Origin of the sequence: Serratia sp. X3, from assembly GCF_014982455.1 — a bacterium.
GTDB lineage: Bacteria > Pseudomonadota > Gammaproteobacteria > Enterobacterales > Enterobacteriaceae > Serratia > Serratia ureilytica.
In genome coordinates this window covers 18,741-32,818 of sequence record NZ_JADCNB010000013.1, presented here as the reverse complement: position 1 = coordinate 32,818, position 14,078 = coordinate 18,741, and the positions used below count along the sequence as shown (strand labels likewise).

Below are 14,078 nucleotides of genomic sequence, written 5' to 3'. Positions count from 1 at the left end.
AGCGCGATATTGCCGGTATCGAAAGATACAACGTAAAAGAATCGGTGGAGCGGTAGTTCAGTTGGTTAGAATACCTGCCTGTCACGCAGGGGGTCGCGGGTTCGAGCCCCGTCCGTTCCGCCACTTATTTAATTGTGCCTGCTTTTTTAGCAGGCATAATGTTAAGCGAGATTTAGGGGCGTAGCTCAGTTGGTAGAGCACCGGTCTCCAAAACCGGGTGTCGCGAGTTCGAGTCTCTCCGCCCCTGCCATATTAAGAACCCTTTGCGAAAGCAAAGGGTTTTTTTTTACCTACTATCCATTCCCTTGGAGCATTCCCGCTTTGAAAAAGAGCGCATTGGCTGCTCTATGCTGATGTCTATCTGATCCGAGTTGCCTTATGATCTTTCGATCTTTACCCCCGCAGACCACCTGATTCTCCTACCGTTTTGCATTTTCTTCTCTCAGAAGGCGATGGGCGGTTTTTGGCATGATAGACAGCCATAACCACGGTGGCGGCTTTTAAGGCCGCCATAGCGCTTTAGGCTGCGGTATTTAAAGGTATTTTAAGTAATTGCCGAATCAAAGGCTGTTGATCGCTGTTTTGCAACCAGACGGCATACAGTGGGCGGACAATCGGCGGGATCTCGGCAGCGGCAAGCAACTGCGGATACTCTTTTTCCCACTGGCTGGGCAGGAAAGCGCATCCGCCTGTGGTTTCCAGCAACTGACGCGTAAGGTGTGCCGAGGTGGTCGTGAGTACCGGCACGTTATCACCTTCCAACATGCGGTTTTCCTGTTGGTGGAAGTCGGCCCCCCATTCCAGCTTGATGTACGGCATGGGGGATTGCTTGTCACGACGCGCGGATGAGAACAGGCGTAATGAGAAATTGCCCAGCTGCTGGCTGGCCAGTTCATCCATCTTTGGCGGCTCAGTGGTGATCAGTAAATCGAGCTGCCTTTCATGCAGTTGCTTTACCAAAGAGTGCCTTAAGGCCACCCTGGCTTCGAGCTGCAGCGCCTCTCTTTGTTGATAGAGAGACTGCAACCAGGGGGTCAAATAAGCCTCCCACAACGAGGCAGTCGCGCCGATCGACAGCTCGGTATGTTGCAGTGAACGCACGACCTCTTTCTTCGCCAACTGCCAGGTGTTCATCAGGCTTTCGGCATAGGGCAGAAGCCGCTCGCCGGCAGGCGTCAGGCGGATGTTATTGCGATGACGGGTAAATAAATTTGCGCCCAACTGGTTTTCTAACTGACGGATGCGGAAACTGACCGCGGACTGCGTTAAGTACAAAGATTCTGCGGCTCTGCCAAAGTGACGCGTTCTACTGACCTCCAAAAAGGTTTTCAGTAATTCGGTATCCACACCTATCTCCAAAAAAATTTGTCGTTAAGATTTAAATGTTTTGTTTTACACGCTGTCAAGCCTATCTAATACTCCGCGCCATAAACAGCACGGCCATAAGAGAATTAGGAGCGTGTCAGATGGCGGATAGCTTCACCACGACCAATCGTTTTTTTGATAATAAACATTACCCTCGCGGGTTCTCCCGTCACGGCGATTTCACCATTAAAGAGGCGCAATTGCTAGAGCGCTTCGGCTACGCGTTTAACGAGTTGGACTCGGGCAAACGCCAGCCGGCCACTGAAGAAGAACAGCTGTTCGTCGCAGTGTGCCGCGGTGAGCGCGAAGCGGCCACCGAGCAGGAAAAAGTATGGGCTAAATATCTGGCGCGCACACGTCGCCCGAAGAAATTCCATACGCTGTCCGGCGGTAAGCCGCAGGCTGACGCAGTAGAAGATTACAGCGACAGCGAAGACTAAAGACGATGGGGCCTTCGGGCCCCATTTTCTATTCCAGACTACGATGCAGTTGTAACAGCAGACGGTCCATACTGCGATAGCTCAGCGCTTCGCTGAGGTGGTGCCTGCCGATCTCGGCATCCCCCGCCAAATCCGCCAGCGTGCGCGCCACTTTCAAGATGCGCTGCCAGGCGCGGACCGATAACCCCAACGCGTTTAATGTCGCTTCCAAAAACTCGGCGTCTGCCGCCTGCAACACGCAATCCCGTTCCACTTCACGGTTGGTTAACAGCGCGTTGATTTTACCGGCGCGTTCGAGCTGCCGGGTGCGTGCCTGTCGCACTCTTTCCCGCACCTGCTCGCTGCTTTCTCCCTGAGTTTGCCGCTTACTGAGCGTACCTGGAGGTAACAGCGGCACTTCGATAGACAGATCGAAACGATCGAGAAAAGGCCCTGACAGCCGGGCCAGGTAGCGCAGCACCTGCTGCGGCGAGGCGCGATTATGCATACCCTGGTAATGCCCGGTTGGGCTGGGATTCATCGCCGCGATCAATTGCACCTTGGCCGGGAAGCAGACCTTGGCGTTGGCGCGTGAAATCACGATCTCGCCGGATTCCAGCGGTTCACGCAGCGCATCCAGCACCTTACGCTGGAATTCCGGCAGCTCATCCAGAAACAGCACGCCGTTATGCGCCAAAGATATCTCACCCGGGCGCGGCAGTGAGCCGCCGCCGACCAACGCCGCCATCGATGCGCTGTGATGCGGTGCGCGAAATGGCCTCTGGCGCCATGGCAAAGCGGTGAGAACAGGATGCTGCAAGCTGGCGACCGCCAGGCTCTCCAGCGCCTCAGGTTCCGTCAGCGGCGGCAGTAAGCCAGTCAGTCGACTGGCCAGCATGGTTTTACCGGTGCCCGGCGGCCCAATCAACAATAGGTTATGCCCGCCGGCGGCGGCGATCTCTAATGCCCGCTTGGCCTGCTCCTGGCCGATGATGTCGCGCAGATCGGCGTTTTCGTGCGGGTTGTCTGCCGCGGGAGGCATGACGGCTACCGGCAGCTCGCCCTGGCCGAGCAAAAAGGCACAGACCTCCAACAGGTGTTGGGCAGTATGGGATTGTGACTGCGCGATCAGGCCGACCTCGGCGGCGTTGTCCGTCGAGAGGACCAATTGTCGCCCGGCGTTAGCCGCCGCCAGCGCCGCCGGGATGGCGCCTCTGACCGCGCGCAGCGCGCCGGACAGCGCCAGTTCGCCAAGAAACTCGTAGCGTGCCAACGGTGCGAGGGGCAGTTGCTCGGAGGCGGCGAGGATCGCCAGCGCAATCGGCAGATCGTAGCGCCCGCCTTCTTTCGGCAGATCGGCCGGTGCCAAATTGACGGTGATGCGCCGGGCGGGAAAGGTGAAACCGTTGTTGATCAGGGCGCTGCGCACCCGATCGCGCGCCTCTTTTACCGTGGTTTCCGGCAGGCCAACCAGCGTCAGGCCGGGCAGGCCATTACTGATATGCACCTCTACCGTTACGGAAGGGGCCTGAACGCCGATGATGGCGCGGCTATAGATTACCGCCAGTGACATATCGCTCTCCTTGCTGAGGGCGGCATGATGCGCGATTTATCCCGATGCCGCGCGGCGTTCTTGGCATTTTTTCCATGAAACTCGCAGCATAATCACTGATTTTCATCGAATTGAACGAAATTGTGCGAACCGCCTCGCAGCCTGTGGCAATACCCATTAACAATTCGCTGAAGCCTGCAACACATTAGCGGCCTGTACGCATTGCAGCCATAGGCTTGATGGGTGTATTTAACAATTGATTAAAAGAAAAATCACTTCTTTAACACACTCCGACCGCCGCCGCAGTCTGCCCGGCAGCCGCTAAATCTCCTGACTTCGTACTCTACGGTAGGGATAACACTATGTTTGGTTGGACCCCGCTGCAACGCAATGCGGCAATCGCCAGTTTTTCAAGCTGGACGCTCGACGCTTTCGATTTTTTCGTGCTGGTATTCTTACTCAGCGACATCGCACAATCCTTTCACGTCGGCCTGGAACAGGTCACGTTGGCGATTCTGCTCACGCTGGCGGTGCGGCCGATCGGCGCGCTGATCTTCGGACGCGCTGCGGAAAAATATGGCCGCAAACCGATCCTGATGCTGAATATCGTCTTCTTCTCGGTGTTTGAGCTGCTCTCCGCTGCCGCGCCCTCGCTGACGGTCTTCTTGCTGTTACGAGTGTTGTACGGCGTTGCGATGGGCGGTATCTGGGGCGTGGCGTCATCATTGGCAATGGAAACCATACCGGACCGCTCGCGCGGCCTGATGTCAGGGATTTTCCAGGCCGGCTATCCGTTCGGTTATCTGCTGGCGGCGGTGGTGTACGGCCTGCTGTTCGAAACGGTCGGCTGGCGCGGCATGTTCGTCATCGGCGCGGCGCCGATCCTGCTGCTGCCGTTTATTTATTATTGCGTGCAGGAGTCGCCGGTATGGCTGGCGGCGCGTGAGCGTAAAGAGAGCAGTGCCTTGCTGCCGGTGTTGAAGAGCCACTGGAAGCTGTGCTGCTATCTGGTGCTGCTGATGGCGGCGTTCAATTTCTTCTCTCACGGCACGCAGGATCTATACCCGGTATTTCTGAAAGTTCAGCACGGTTTCGATCCGAAAACCGTCAGTATCATCGCTATTAGCTACAATATCGCGTCAATTATCGGCGGCGTTTTCTTCGGTTCGTTATCGGAAAAAATCGGCCGCAAAAAAGCGATTATCATCGCCGCATTGTTGGCGTTACCGGTGATCCCGCTTTGGGCGTTTTCCAGCGGTTCGCTGATGCTCGGGATCGGCGCTTTTCTGATGCAATTCATGGTGCAGGGCGCCTGGGGCGTGGTGCCGACCTACCTGACCGAGCTGGTGCCGGCCAACACCCGCGCGGTGCTGCCGGGATTCGTGTATCAGCTGGGCAACCTGATCGCTTCGGTCAACGCCACGCTGCAAGCCACCCTCGCCGAGCATCATGGGCATAATTACGGCCTGGCGATGGCCATGGTTGCCGGGACGGTGGCGGTAGCGATCGCTCTGTTGGTGTTCTTCGGCAAGGATACGCGCGGCAAGGCCATCACCGGCGCGGTGAAAAATCCAGGTATGCGCGCCAACGTGTGAAATCCGGGCGATTCGCGTGAGGTATGACCAGATTGCGCCGAATAATAACGCAAAAAAAGTGTTGTCATGTCGCGCGCGGCTGTGGTACCTCTGTAAGCATTAGTTCTGAATGAGCACAGTGAACAAACCCATTATGAAAGCCTTTGCCCAAGTGATTAGCCTAGTCGTGATTAGCGTGGTGGTGATTATTATCCCACCGTGCGGGGCTGCACTTGGACGAAGAAAGGCTTAGCAAACAAGCCGGAATCGCAAGAGAACCCCCGCACCGTCAGGTCCGGGGGTTTTTTATTGGCAAGAGAAAAGTGGAGCAAGGGGCGGAAGATGAAAAACAGAACAAAATTCTGCAGTTGTCGAAGTAAGGCGGGGAAATAACTATGAATGGCGCTCAGTGGGTAGTTCAAGCGTTGCGTGCGCAGGGTGTGGATACCGTATTCGGCTATCCGGGCGGGGCAATCATGCCGGTGTACGATGCGCTGTACGACGGCGGCGTGGAACACCTGCTGTGCCGCCATGAACAGGGCGCCGCCATGGCCGCCATCGGTTATGCCCGCGCCACCGGCAAAGTCGGTGTCTGTATCGCCACTTCCGGCCCCGGCGCCACCAACCTGATCACCGGCCTGGCGGATGCGTTGCTCGATTCTGTTCCCGTTGTCGCCATCACCGGTCAGGTGGGGTCCGCGCTGATTGGCACCGATGCCTTTCAGGAGATCGATGTTCTCGGCCTGTCTCTGGCCTGCACCAAGCACAGCTTCCTGGTGGAATCGCTGGATGCCTTGCCGGGCATCATGGCGGAAGCTTTCGCCATCGCCGCCGGCGGCCGTCCTGGCCCGGTGCTGATCGATATCCCGAAAGACATCCAGCTGGCGCAGGGCGATCTGCATCCGCATTTGATGCCGGTCGATGAAGCGCCGGCGTTACCGACGGCGGCGTTGGCCGAGGCGGCCGAGCTGCTGGCGCAGGCGCACAAACCGATGCTGTACGTCGGCGGCGGCGTGGGCATGGCGCAGGCGGTGCCGGCGCTGCGCGAGTTCATCGCCGTGACCCGCATGCCGAACGTCGCCACCCTGAAGGGGCTGGGCGCGCCGGATGCGCAAGATCCGCTGTACCTCGGCATGCTGGGCATGCATGGCGCCAAGGCCGCCAACCTGGCGGTGCAGGAGTGCGATCTGCTGATCGCCGTCGGCGCGCGTTTCGATGACCGCGTGACCGGCAAGCTGAACGCTTTCGCGCCGCACGCCAAAGTGATCCACATGGACATCGATCCGGCGGAGATGAGCAAGCTGCGCCAGGCGCATGTGGCCCTGCAGGGCGATCTGAAAGCGTTGCTGCCGGCGTTGCAGCGCCCGCTGAACATCGCCGCCTGGCAGCAGCGGGTAACGGCGCTGAAAGCCGAGCACGCCTGCCGCTACGATCACCCCGGCCAGCCGATCTTTGCGCCGCTGTTCTTGCGCCAGCTGTCCGCCCGCAAGCCGGCCAACAGCGTAGTGACCACCGACGTCGGTCAGCACCAGATGTGGAGCGCGCAGCACATGACGTTCGAGCGCCCGGAGAATTTCATCACCTCCAGCGGCCTCGGCACCATGGGATTCGGCGTGCCGGCCGCGGTAGGCGCTCAGATTGCCCGCCCGCAAGATACGGTGATCTGCGTCTCGGGCGATGGCTCCTTCATGATGAACGTGCAGGAACTGGGCACCATCAAGCGCAAGCAGCTGCCGCTCAAAATCGTGCTGCTGGACAACCAGCGCCTCGGAATGGTGCGTCAATGGCAGCAGCTGTTCTTCGACGGCCGCTACAGCGAAACCAACCTGTCCGATAACCCCGACTTCCTGATGCTGGCCGCCGCCTTCGGCATTCCCGGCCAGCGCATCAGCCGCAAGGATCAGGTGGAGGGCGCCCTCGAGGCGCTGTTCAACACCGAAGGCCCTTATCTGCTGCAGGTCTCTATCGACGAACTCGAAAACGTCTGGCCGCTGGTGCCGCCGGGCGCTGGCAACGAAACCATGTTGGAGGAAATATCATGATGCAGCATCAACTCTCGATCCAGGCGCGTTTTCGCCCCGAAATGTTAGAGCGCGTATTGCGGGTCGTGCGTCATCGCGGCTTTCAGGTTTGTGCTATGAATATGGTTTCCCCGGCCAACGCTGACAGCATCAATATCGAACTGACCGTTGCCAGCCCGCGTCCGGTCGCCCTGTTGTCATCTCAATTAAGCAAACTGATGGACGTCTCCTGCGTCGAGATCCAGCAGCCAACATCACAACAAATACGCGCCTGAGGCGCCGAGAAGGATAAATAACAATGACAAAGAAAGCCGATTACATTTGGTTCAATGGTGAGATGGTTCCTTGGGCCGAGGCCAAAGTGCACGTGATGTCGCACGCGCTGCATTACGGTACGTCGGTATTTGAAGGCGTGCGCTGCTACGACTCGCACTTGGGGCCGGTGGTGTTCCGCCATCGCGAGCACATGCAGCGTCTGCACGACTCGGCGAAAATCTACCGCATGCCGGTGTCGCAAAGCGTCGACGAGCTGATGGAAGCCTGCCGCGCCACGCTGCGCAAGAACAACCTGGTCAGCGCGTACATTCGCCCGCTGGTGTTCGTCGGCGATGTCGGCATGGGCGTCAACCCGCCGGCCGGTTATAAAACGGACGTGATTATCGCGGCGTTTCCTTGGGGCGCGTACCTGGGTGAAGAGGCGCTGGAGCAAGGTATCGATGCGATGGTCTCATCTTGGCACCGCGCGGCGCCGAACACCATCCCGACCGCGGCCAAAGCCGGCGGCAACTATCTTTCCTCCCTGCTGGTGGGCAGCGAAGCGCGCCGCCACGGCTATCAGGAAGGCATCGCGCTCGACGTGCACGGCTACATTTCCGAAGGGGCGGGCGAGAACCTGTTCCAGGTGAAAGACGGCGTGATCTACACCCCGCCGTTCACCTCGTCGGCGCTGCCGGGCATCACCCGCGATGCGATCATCAAGCTGGCGAAAGACATGGGCTTCGACGTGCGCGAGCAGGTGCTGTCGCGCGAATCGCTGTACCTGGCCGATGAAGTGTTCATGTCCGGCACCGCGGCGGAGATCACGCCGGTACGCAGCGTGGACGGCATTCAGGTCGGTATCGGTAAACGTGGCCCGGTGACCAAACAGATTCAGGAGGCGTTCTTCGGCCTGTTCACCGGCAAGACGGAAGACAAGTACGGCTGGCTGGATCCGGTAAACCCTTAACGACAAGGCTCGCCGCGCAGCGTGGCGGACGACAAGACAGACAAGATAAGAAATATCCAGGCGGTTCGTTCGCCGCCTGCCATAAATACATTTGGAGTGAAAAGAGCATGCCTAAGTACCGTTCCGCCACCACCACCCACGGCCGCAATATGGCGGGTGCCCGCGCCTTGTGGCGCGCGACCGGGATGACCGACGCCGATTTCGGCAAGCCGATCATCGCCGTGGTCAACTCCTTTACCCAGTTCGTGCCGGGCCACGTGCATCTGCGCGATCTGGGCAAACTGGTCGCCGAACAGATCGAAGCTTCAGGCGGCGTAGCCAAAGAGTTCAACACCATCGCGGTGGATGACGGCATCGCCATGGGCCACGGCGGCATGCTCTATTCCCTGCCGTCGCGCGAGCTGATCGCCGACTCGGTCGAATACATGGTGAACGCCCACTGCGCCGACGCGATGGTGTGCATCTCCAACTGCGACAAGATCACCCCGGGCATGCTGATGGCGGCGTTGCGCCTGAACATTCCGGTGATCTTCGTTTCCGGCGGCCCGATGGAAGCCGGCAAAACCAAACTCTCCAACCAGATCATCAAGCTGGATCTGGTGGACGCGATGATCCAGGGCGCGAACCCGAATGTCAGCGACGCCGACAGCGAGCAGATCGAGCGTTCCGCCTGCCCGACCTGCGGGTCCTGCTCCGGCATGTTCACCGCCAACTCGATGAACTGCCTGACCGAAGCGCTGGGCCTGTCGCAGCCGGGCAACGGTTCGCTGCTGGCCACCCACGCCGATCGCAAGGAACTGTTCCTCAACGCCGGCAAGCGCATCGTCGAGCTGACCAAACGCTATTACGAGCAGGATGACGAAAGCGCGCTGCCGCGCAATATCGCCAACAAGGCGGCGTTCGAAAACGCCATGACGCTGGATATCGCCATGGGCGGTTCGACCAATACCGTGCTGCACCTGCTCGCTTCGGCGCAGGAAGGCGAGGTGGACTTCACCATGGAAGACATCGATCGCCTGTCGCGCAAAGTGCCGCACCTGTGCAAGGTGGCGCCGAGCACGCAGAAATATCACATGGAAGACGTGCACCGCGCCGGCGGCGTGATCGGCATCCTCGGCGAGCTGGATCGCGCCGGCTTGCTGAACCGCGAGGTGAACAACGTGTTGGGGCTGACCTTGCCGCAGACGCTGGAAGCCTACGACGTGATGCTGACCCGCGACGAAAGCGTCAAGAAAATGTACTCCGCCGGGCCGGCCGGTATCCGCACCACGCAGGCATTCTCTCAGGACTGCCGCTGGGATTCGCTGGACACCGACCGCAAGGAAGGCTGCATCCGCACCCGTGAACACGCCTACAGTCAGGACGGCGGGTTGGCGGTGCTGTACGGCAATCTGGCGGAAAACGGCTGCATCGTCAAAACCGCCGGCGTAGACAAGGAAATCCTCACCTTCCGCGGCCCGGCCAAGGTGTATGAAAGCCAGGACGACGCGGTAGAAGCGATCCTCGGCGGTAAAGTGGTGGCGGGTGACGTAGTGGTGATTCGCTACGAAGGGCCGAAAGGCGGGCCGGGCATGCAGGAAATGCTGTACCCAACCACCTACCTGAAATCGATGGGGCTGGGCAAGGCGTGTGCGCTGATCACCGACGGGCGTTTCTCCGGCGGCACCTCCGGGCTGTCCATCGGCCATGCCTCGCCGGAAGCGGCCAACGGCGGCCTGATCGCCCTGGTGCAGGACGGCGACATGATCGCGATCGACATTCCTCATCGCGGTATCCAACTGGATGTCAGCGAGCAGGAACTGGCGGCGCGGCGTGAGGCGGAACTGGCGCGCGGTGACGCGGCCTGGACGCCGAAAAATCGTGAACGTCAGGTGTCCTTCGCGCTGCGCGCCTACGCCTCGTTGGCCACCAGCGCCGACAAAGGCGCGGTGCGCGACAAGAGCAAACTGGGGGGATAAGCAGCATGGCGGTCTCTCAACCCCTACCCAGCGCCCCCTGCGGCGCGGAATATCTGCGAGCGGTACTGCGCTCGCCGGTTTACGAGGTGGCGCAAGTCACCCCGTTGCAGGCCATGAGCAAAATCTCTTCGCGCCTCGGCAACACCATTTTGGTGAAGCGCGAAGATCGCCAGCCGGTGCACAGCTTCAAGCTGCGCGGGGCCTATGCGATGATCGCCGGGCTGGACGAAGAGCAGAAGGCGCGCGGCGTCGTGACGGCTTCGGCCGGCAACCACGCGCAGGGCGTCGCCTTCTCCGGTAAACGGCTGGGGATCAAAACGCTGATCGTGATGCCGGTGTCCACCGCGGACATCAAGGTGGATGCGGTGCGCGGCTTCGGCGGTGAAGTGCTGCTGCACGGCGCCAATTTCGACGAGGCCAAAGCGAAGGCGATCGAGCTTTCCCAGCAGCAGGGCATGACTTTTGTGCCGCCGTTCGATCACCCGACGGTGATCGCCGGGCAGGGCACGCTGGCGATGGAGCTGTTGCAGCAAGACGCGCATCTGGATCGGGTCTTCGTGCCGGTCGGCGGCGGCGGCCTGGCCGCCGGGGTGGCGGTGCTGATCAAACAGCTGATGCCGCAGATCAAAGTGATCGGCGTCGAAGCGGAAGACTCCGCCTGCCTGCGCGCGGCGCTGGATGCCGGCCATCCGGTGGATCTGGCGCGCGTCGGGCTGTTCGCCGAAGGCGTGGCGGTGAAGCGCATCGGCGACGAAACTTTCCGCCTGTGCCGTGAATATCTGGACGACGTGATCACCGTGGACAGCGACGCCATCTGCGCGGCGGTCAAAGATCTGTTCGAGGACGTGCGCGCCATTGCCGAACCTTCCGGCGCGCTGGCGCTGGCGGGGCTGAAAAAGTACGTCCAGCAGCACAACATTCAGGGCGAGCGTCTCGCGCACGTGCTGTCCGGCGCCAATCTCAACTTCCACGGGCTGCGCTACGTTTCCGAGCGTTGTGAACTGGGCGAACAGCGCGAAGCGCTGCTGGCGGTGACCATTCCGGAACAGCAGGGCAGCTTCCTCAAGTTCTGCCAACTGCTGGGCGGGCGCTCGGTGACCGAATTCAACTACCGCTACGCCGATGCCGACAACGCCTGCATTTTCGTCGGCGTGCGGCTGACGCGCGGCCACGCTGAACGGCGGGAGATCATCGACGAACTCAACGCCGACGGTTACCAGGTGGTGGATCTGTCGGACGACGAGATGGCTAAACTGCACGTGCGCTACATGGTGGGCGGGCGTCCGTCGAAGCCGCTGCGCGAACGGCTGTACAGCTTTGAGTTTCCGGAGTCGCCGGGCGCGCTGCTGAAGTTCCTGCAGACGCTGGGCACGCACTGGAACATCTCGCTGTTCCACTATCGCAGCCACGGCACCGACTTCGGCCGGGTGCTGGCGGCCTTCGAGCTGGCGCAAAGCGAGCCGGAATTCGAGCGGCACCTGCAGGCGCTGGGCTACGATTGCCACGACGAAACCGACAACCCGGCGTTCCGCTTCTTTTTGCAGGGGTGAGCCGGATTGATAAGTAACCGTGACGCATTAGTCAGTTTATGGGTTGCGCGGTTGTGATTTTGTCGTGCATTTTTATACTGCCAAGACTTCTGACGTATAGGGATGCACGACAATGAAAACTGCTTTTTCTACGCCGTTCGGTTCTCCCGAAGACGATTTGACCAACGCCGAGTTTGCCCGCCTGTTGGGCAATACCGGCGTACAAGAATTCTATCGCGATATTAATCTGCAAGCCTTGCAGGACTCGCTGGACTGCAGCCTCGCCTTTCATGGCGTGGGAATTATTTTTTCCGACGGGCAAAACTCATTTTTAGTCCGCCCGACGCAGCACACTGGTTACTCGAACGCTTCGCAGGTTACCCACGTGGTCATCAGCAAAACGGTGGCTCATACCTCGCGCGTTGCCGCGACCAATACGCTGTCGGAAGCGCTGAGCAAACCCAGCGTCAGCAAAGAGCTGGCCTCGGCCGCGCTGTCGTGTGGAACGCTGCTGGTATCGGTCTTTTTACTGGCGTCGGGCAGCGTCGCCGTGCCGTTTACCGGCGGCACCAGCTCGGCGGTGGCTTATCTGGGCTATGCCGGTATGGCCGCCAGTGCGTTGCAATGCGGTAATGGGCTGTACCGCGTCAACAAGCTTTATGACGGGAAAGGGGATGAATTGGCTCAGCTCGATTCAGAGCAGTGGTATATCGCCACCAGTACCGTGCTCGATGTGATCTCGCTGGCCAGCGCCGGGGCCGCCCTGAAGGAAGCGACGATGACCTATCGCGCCATGCGCCGCATTTCGGCGCGCAAGGCGACGGAGTGGCTGAAAAGCATGCCCCGCAGCGAAAGGAAGCGGCTGACCGAAAACATCATTCGGGCGGAAAACCCGGGGATTTCCAATAACGTCTTGAAAGAGATGGTGAAGAACGGTTTATACCCGAAGCGCTATCCGACGGAAGCGATCCAAAACGGGCTGCGTCAGCAATTGCACTCGGCGCTCAATAACTCATTGACGTTCGTGGGCAGCGGCATCAGCGGCACCCTGTCTGCACCGGTGAATGTGAAAACCACCGGGCAGTATTTTGTGGGCATTATGCAGAAATTGCCGCAGATGGTGAGGTAATGGCGGACTGGATGATTAAACGCCTGATTGTGCAGGGCCGGGAGATGGAAAGCCAAATCGCGGCGCGCGATCGCGCGCTTTTCGCCGGTGTGGATGCGCAGCTCGAGCAGCATTTCCTGACGCCGGGCCAGCGGCTATCGCCGCCGGGCGTCGGCAACGTCATGCTGCTGATGGTGTGCCTGATGTTGGGCCTGGCGGGTGTGATGGGTCTGGTCACGGATGTGGCGACCGCCTGGAGCGGCAGGACCTCTGCCGCCGTTCTCATGGGCAGCGGCGCGATCGTGGCGGTGTGGATGACGCTGATCCTGTTCCAACTGGTGCAGGGTAAAAACAGCGGGGTGGTATTGCTGCAATATTACCTTGGCATGCTCGGTCTGTGTTGCCTCGGCGCCGCGGCGGCGTGGGCGGCGGGCATGACCGGTATCGCCACCGGCGCCCTGCTGCTGGGGGGCGTGGTTGGCGGGGTGCTGTTCAGCAACCGGGCGGCGTTCTACCTGTATGTCGCCTATTTCCGCACGCGTCGGCGCGTGTTTATCAAACGCCGTTGGCAGAGGGAAGAGCTGCGCAATACCCGATAAACCGTCAGAACGGAAAAACTTATGACGCAACCTTTCTCCGGCTTTAGCCAGCAGGGCCTGAATTTCCTGCAGCAGGTGCGGATCGAGAACGATAAGGCGTGGTTCGACGGCAACCGCGACATCTACGATCGCGAGCTGCTGGCGCCGTTTCGCGCGCTGGTGGAGCAGCTTGCTCCCGGCATGCTGGCGATCGATCCGCAGTTCGAGACTCGCCCGGCGATCGGCAAAACGCTGTCGCGCATTCATCGCGATACGCGGTTTTCTCACGACAAGTCGCGCTACCGCAGCCGCATGTGGCTCACGTTCAAGCGCCCGAGCAAAGACTGGAAAGATGCGCCGGTCTACTTTTTCGAACTGGGGCCGGACATGCTGCGCTATGGGCTCGGTTACTACAGCGCCAACAAGCCGACCATGGATCTGTTCCGCCATACGCTGAGGCAGCGGCCGCAGCCTTTCCTTGAGGTAGCTGCCTGCTGCCGGCCGCCGTTCGAGCTGGTGGGCGAGAGCTACAAGCGCCCGCTGGTGAAGGAGCAGGCGGCGGAGATCGCCACCTGGTACAACCGCAAATCGTTCGCGGTGATGGTGACCGACAGCGAAGTGGAAAAGCTGTTCAGCGCCGATCTGGTGCCGCTGCTGGCCGGGGCATTTTTGCAGCTTGAGCCGCTCTACCACTGGCTGATGCAGGTAGAGACGATGAAGCAGATCGATCCGGCGGATCTGTAAAACCC

General features: G+C 60.1%; 13 protein-coding genes and 2 tRNA genes. 13 read left to right on the top strand and 2 right to left on the bottom strand.

The annotated features are described in order from the left end of the window. The first annotated feature begins 46 nt into the window (after positions 1-46). Positions 47-123, top strand: a tRNA-Asp gene (locus IMX17_RS24610). Between the two features lie 51 nt (positions 124-174). Further along, positions 175-250: transfer RNA gene (locus tag IMX17_RS24605), tRNA-Trp, on the top strand. Between the two features lie 269 nt (positions 251-519). Here IMX17_RS24605 and hdfR read toward each other — a convergent pair. Beyond that, positions 520-1,347: an HTH-type transcriptional regulator HdfR gene (gene hdfR / locus IMX17_RS24600; RefSeq protein WP_033645382.1), complete on the bottom strand. Its 828-nt coding sequence runs from the start codon at positions 1,345-1,347 to the stop codon at positions 520-522. A 119-nt stretch (positions 1,348-1,466) separates the two neighbouring features. Here hdfR and IMX17_RS24595 point away from each other — a divergent pair, with 119 nt between their 5' ends. Further along, positions 1,467-1,805, top strand: a complete 339-nt coding sequence (locus IMX17_RS24595) for a DUF413 domain-containing protein (protein ID WP_004929946.1) — start codon at positions 1,467-1,469, stop codon at positions 1,803-1,805. Between the two features lie 28 nt (positions 1,806-1,833). On the opposite strand, the gene IMX17_RS24590 is transcribed toward IMX17_RS24595, so the two are convergent. Further along, positions 1,834-3,357, bottom strand: coding sequence for a YifB family Mg chelatase-like AAA ATPase (locus IMX17_RS24590; protein WP_193550321.1), 1,524 nt, complete (start codon positions 3,355-3,357; stop codon positions 1,834-1,836). A gap of 341 nt (positions 3,358-3,698) precedes the next feature. Between IMX17_RS24590 and IMX17_RS24585 the strand changes: the two genes are divergently transcribed. The 10 genes from IMX17_RS24585 (at position 3,699) to IMX17_RS24540 (ending at position 14,073) form a co-directional block, all read left to right on the top strand. Then, entirely contained in the window at positions 3,699-4,931 is a 1,233-nt protein-coding gene (locus IMX17_RS24585; protein WP_033645380.1) for an MFS transporter, read from the top strand. Positions 4,932-5,064: 133 nt separating this feature from the next. Further along, positions 5,065-5,163: an ilv operon leader peptide gene (gene ilvL, locus IMX17_RS24580; RefSeq protein ID WP_013814970.1), complete on the top strand. Its 99-nt coding sequence runs from the start codon at positions 5,065-5,067 to the stop codon at positions 5,161-5,163. Between the two features lie 142 nt (positions 5,164-5,305). Next, the gene (ilvG, locus tag IMX17_RS24575; protein ID WP_193550320.1) at positions 5,306-6,952 is read left to right on the top strand and encodes an acetolactate synthase 2 catalytic subunit; all 1,647 of its coding nucleotides are present in this window, start codon (positions 5,306-5,308) and stop codon (positions 6,950-6,952) included. Further along, positions 6,949-7,206 carry an acetolactate synthase 2 small subunit gene (gene ilvM / locus IMX17_RS24570; protein ID WP_004929955.1) on the top strand — a complete coding sequence of 86 codons (258 nt, stop codon included), beginning with the start codon at positions 6,949-6,951 and terminating at the stop codon, positions 7,204-7,206. Before ilvG ends, ilvM begins: the two co-directional genes overlap by 4 nt. Before the next feature lie 23 nt (positions 7,207-7,229). Then, positions 7,230-8,156 carry a branched-chain amino acid transaminase gene (locus tag IMX17_RS24565; RefSeq protein ID WP_182265677.1) on the top strand — a complete coding sequence of 309 codons (927 nt, stop codon included), beginning with the start codon at positions 7,230-7,232 and terminating at the stop codon, positions 8,154-8,156. A gap of 107 nt (positions 8,157-8,263) precedes the next feature. Further along, the gene (gene ilvD, locus IMX17_RS24560; RefSeq protein WP_182265678.1) at positions 8,264-10,114 is read left to right on the top strand and encodes a dihydroxy-acid dehydratase; all 1,851 of its coding nucleotides are present in this window, start codon (positions 8,264-8,266) and stop codon (positions 10,112-10,114) included. Positions 10,115-10,119: 5 nt separating this feature from the next. Then, a complete protein-coding gene (gene ilvA, locus IMX17_RS24555) occupies positions 10,120-11,664 on the top strand; it encodes a threonine ammonia-lyase, biosynthetic (protein ID WP_015379394.1) in 1,545 nt (514 codons plus the stop codon). A 112-nt stretch (positions 11,665-11,776) separates the two neighbouring features. Next, positions 11,777-12,772, top strand: a complete 996-nt coding sequence (locus tag IMX17_RS24550) for a hypothetical protein (RefSeq protein ID WP_033654501.1) — start codon at positions 11,777-11,779, stop codon at positions 12,770-12,772. Then, complete coding sequence (locus IMX17_RS24545) at positions 12,772-13,350, top strand: hypothetical protein (RefSeq protein WP_193550319.1); 579 nt, start codon at positions 12,772-12,774, stop codon at positions 13,348-13,350. The genes IMX17_RS24550 and IMX17_RS24545 overlap by 1 nt, the downstream gene beginning before the upstream one ends. 21 nt (positions 13,351-13,371) lie before the next feature. After that, a complete protein-coding gene (locus tag IMX17_RS24540; RefSeq protein WP_038874696.1) occupies positions 13,372-14,073 on the top strand; it encodes a DUF2461 domain-containing protein in 702 nt (233 codons plus the stop codon). The last annotated feature ends 5 nt before the right edge of the window (positions 14,074-14,078 follow it).